Origin of the sequence: Streptomyces sp. GC420 (assembly GCF_009916105.1) — a bacterium.
Classification (GTDB): domain Bacteria; phylum Actinomycetota; class Actinomycetes; order Streptomycetales; family Streptomycetaceae; genus Streptomyces.
Window position 1 is genome coordinate 1 of record NZ_JAAAXQ010000542.1, and the last position, 3949, is coordinate 3949.

The 3949-nt window shown below is 74.7% G+C and carries 1 protein-coding gene and 1 pseudogene; both read left to right on the forward strand.

Annotation, left to right across the window (positions count from 1 at the left end):
* On the forward strand, positions 1 to 1912 hold a 1912-nt coding region (locus GUY61_RS35740; RefSeq protein WP_208106865.1), incomplete at its 5' end, for a hypothetical protein.
* A 248-nt stretch (positions 1913 to 2160) separates the two neighbouring features.
* Positions 2161 to 3949: pseudogene (locus GUY61_RS35745) on the forward strand (hypothetical protein); the annotation flags it as partial.

Below are 3949 nucleotides of genomic sequence, written 5' to 3' on the forward strand. Positions count from 1 at the left end.
TTCGGAGACGGAACAGAACGGCGTACCGGCGAAGGAGCAGCAGACCGGCACCGCACCGGCCGCGCCTGCCGCCCCTGCCCGGGGTGCGCCGCTGCCGGTGCCCGCCTCGGGCGAGTGCCTGCTGTTCTCCTTCATGGCCGGAGCCCCCTCGTACGTCCGGGACACCCTCACCACACTGGCCGAAACCAGCCCCGAGGCCTACGAGTGGCTGCGGGATGCCGAGCGGGTGCGAGAGGAACTGCACAGCCGGGCCACCATCCTGTCCGCCTGGAACATCCCGCCGGCCGGGGAGCCGGCGATCGTCGCGGCGGCGATGCGGGAGCATGTGGCCGACTACGTACGTGCCAGTGGCGGGCGGCTGCATCCCCAGATCCTCGGACAGCTGCGCCTGACGGCGCCCGGGGAGGGCACCTTCGCCCGCCGGATCGCCGCCCTGGACCGGCCGGGGCTCGTCGGGCTGCTGACACACCACGGCGTCGCCCCCGAGCAGTTCGCCGCGCTCGACGACGCCGGCCTGCGCGCGGAGTTGCTCGACGTCTACGCGACCAGCACCGCGCCACTGGACGAGACCGAACTCGCCGAGGTCCTGCACGCCGTACGGAACTGGCGGACCCAGTGGATGACCGCGACCGGTGAGACCTTCCTGCCACTGCTGGCCCACGCGTTCGGCACCCGCGTGGAAGTGGCCCGGAACGGCCGGTACAACTCCCACGCGGGCCCGGAGGACGCCACCCGGGCCGTGGAGGTCCACTACTTCGGCAGGAACCACTACACGGGCAGCGGCGCCGGTCCGTGGAACCCGGCCCCGGCGGGATTCGGCGAACCGGTGCGCCCGAAGAGGGTCAAGGAGGAGGAGAAGGACCCGGACGGAGACGTACGCGTCAACCCTCTGTGGACGCCGCTGGACGAGGTGGACCCCGATCTGCTGATCACCGGCAACAAGGACGCGGTGTGGCTCTATACCGTCACCCCGGACATGCGTGTGCTGCTGGGCAGCGAGAAGCCCAGCGACATCATCACGGAGGAACAGTTCGACGCCCTCCTCGCCGGTATGCGGAGCAAGGATCCCGGTCTCACGGAGGAAGCGCTGCGCGAGCAGCTCGACGGCCTCGGGCACACCGGGATCGGGGCACGGTTCACCGGAAGCGGCACGACGGTCCCCGGTGACAGCCGGGTCTCCGGCGAGTTCCGCTGGAACCCCGCTCTCGGGAAGTGGACCGTCACCGACAAGTCCGGCCGCTACATGAGCGGTTCGGTGCGGCCCGGTCTTGACCCCGTACAGGCGGCAGGGTGGCTGGGCAACGTCGCCGGCCTGTTCGGCGAACGGCTCGGTGTGACCGTCGTGCCCGACCAGGTCAAGACAGGTGCGGTACCACCGCCGGCCCCGAAGCCGGCAGCGCAACCGGGTCCGGCGCCCGGGCAGCCGCCGGGTCCACCGTCCGTGCAGCCGCCGCCTCCCCAGCAGGTTCCTCCGGCCGTCGAACCGGCCGCGCCTCCGCCCGCCGAACCGGCCGTCGTGGCCGGGCTCTTCGCCGAGTCGCTGACGGAGCGACTGCGCGAGGCGCAGACCGACCCGGGCCTGACGAGCGGGACGGTGTCGACCGCCGAGCTCGAGGCGGTGGGGGTCGTGCTGTCGCCCGGCCAAGCCGCACAGGCCGTGCTTCTCGGCGGTGGGCTGGCCGTCGGGGAGGTGAACCTGACGCCCCTTCAGCTGCTGCGTCTCACGCTCCTGCGGCGGGGTCACGAGGTGTCGGTCACAACGGACTTCGAAGCACTGGCGGCGGCCGCGGGCACAGCGCTCGGAATCGCAATCGTGATCAGCGGTCCGGGCGAGCGGACCAGGCGGTTCGGCCCCGGGACCGGTCCGTCCGTGCCGCTGCTGTTCGACGGTTCCCGGTTCACTTCGCCATGAGGCACCCGCGCGGTGCGGCACACCTTGTTCATCTCTCATTCACGCGTCAACAGGCCCCAGGACAACGGAGGTTGAGAGGGAAACGGTCCTGTAGGCCGAGTATGTGTTCCATTCCGGGTTCGATGGGTGAACGGTCCGAAGGGCAGTGTCAGGGTGCATCATCTCCGCACGGCGAAGCACGGCCTCCCGCCCGGGACGGACACCGTCCACGCAGGTGAGCACGGTATGAGCGAGTCGGGAGCCGGACGGTGAGCCGGTGGGCCCTCGGACGCAGAGGTGGTTCGCGGCGGCGCGTCTCGCCGGATTCCGGTTACGGCGCGCGTGCGGTCGGACGGGATGACCGGGCCGGGACTCAACAGGCCCTGGCGGTCGAGGAGTACGGCGGCGTCCTCCTGCTCCGGGAGGTCTCCGACGACACGCTCAGCCGCGCGGACGTCGACGACCTGGCCGGCTCCCTCGCGGCGGAGGACGAGCACACCGTGACCGTCGTGGCCGGTCCCGCCGAGGCACCGGCCGACGCGCTCTGGGCACGCCTGGGCACGCTGCTCGACGACCTGTGCGAGGAGGGCGTCACCACCGTCAGACTGGCCATGTCGGGCACGGGCCACGACGGCCGGGACCGCCCCGCCGTCGCACGCCGGATCGCCGACGCGTGGGGGCTGTCGGTGATCGCCCCGGACAGCGCCGTCCTCGTCGTGCCCGGCGGCGGGCTCTTCGTCCTCCCCCGCCGGGACGCCGGGTCCGCGTCGGGCGAGGGCTGGTGGCGCTTCGGGCCGGGCGCGAAGCCCGTACCGCTCGGCCCGCGGCAGCCTGCCCCGTCCTGGGAGCGGGACCGGCCCGGCGCCCTGCCCTCCCCCACCCGCGGCGGCTGTGTCGTGGAGCGGATCCCGGCCGGGCTGCTGATCCGCCCCCGGGAGGCGCGCGCCCCGCGGCCCGGCGACCTCTGCTACGCGGTCCCCGTCGACCAGCAGGGCCCCACCGTGCTGGTGGGCGTACCGGACGGGGAGGACGTCCTGCCGGCCGACGTGGAGGAGGCGGTCTCCGCGCTGTCCGACACGGCACGGTCCCGGGTGCGGATCGCTCCCGGCGGGCGCCGGGACGTGCTGGGCACCGGCCAGGCACTGGCCGACGCGCTCGGCTCCGAAGTCGTCGTGCACACCGGCCTGCCGCTGCTCGCCGCCTCGGGCCCGGCGGACCGCACGGTACGGGCCACGCTCGCGGACGCCGGCGGCACGCCGCGCTGGCATCCGTACGTGGACGCCGTGGCCTGCCTGCCCCGCGAGGAGCCGGACGGGCCGCCGCCGAGCCCGCGCCTGGTGCGCTGGAGCCCGCCGATCCCCGGACGCGGCAGTCCGCGGGCGGGAGAGGTCCAGCTCTCGGACCGCTGGCGGGTCGCGGTGACGCGGGCCGGCATCTGGGTCTGCGGGCGCGACGGCCTGCGGCCGGAACCGGCCGCGCGGCCGGTCTCGGCGGACGGGCCCGTCATCGAGGTGGGCCGCCCCGGGGAACCGCTGGACGTCTCCCTGTGGCCGGAACTGTCGCGTCTGCTGGCCGGTCTCGGCAGGGACGTGTGCGCACGGGCCAGGCTGCACGTGCACGGCGTCTGTGTGGACGGGGGGCGCGAAGCACGGCGGCTGGCCGGCCTGCACAGCGTACGGAGCATCCGGTTCGGCGCCGGCGTCACGGCGCCCGCCGCCGGGTCCCGGGCGGCGGGCGCCGTGCCGGGCCCGGGGCCGGCCTCCGGGGCCCCCGCCGAGCGGCGGCCGTCGGCCGCCGCTCCCGGCCCGGCGTCCCGGCCGGAGCGCCCTGGTCCGCCCCTGGCGGCCGCCGCCACCACTCCGGGGCCCGGGACGGGTGCCCCGGCGGCGGCACGTGCCTCGGCAGCTGTGCCGCATGGGGCCGCGACCGCGTCCGCAGGGGCAAGACCCCCCGGCTCCGAGACAGGGAAGCCCAGTACGAACGGTGCCGGGAGGACAACCGGATCAGTACCGGCGGCGGTGCCGACCGAGGCCACCACCACGTCCACCCCCGCAACCC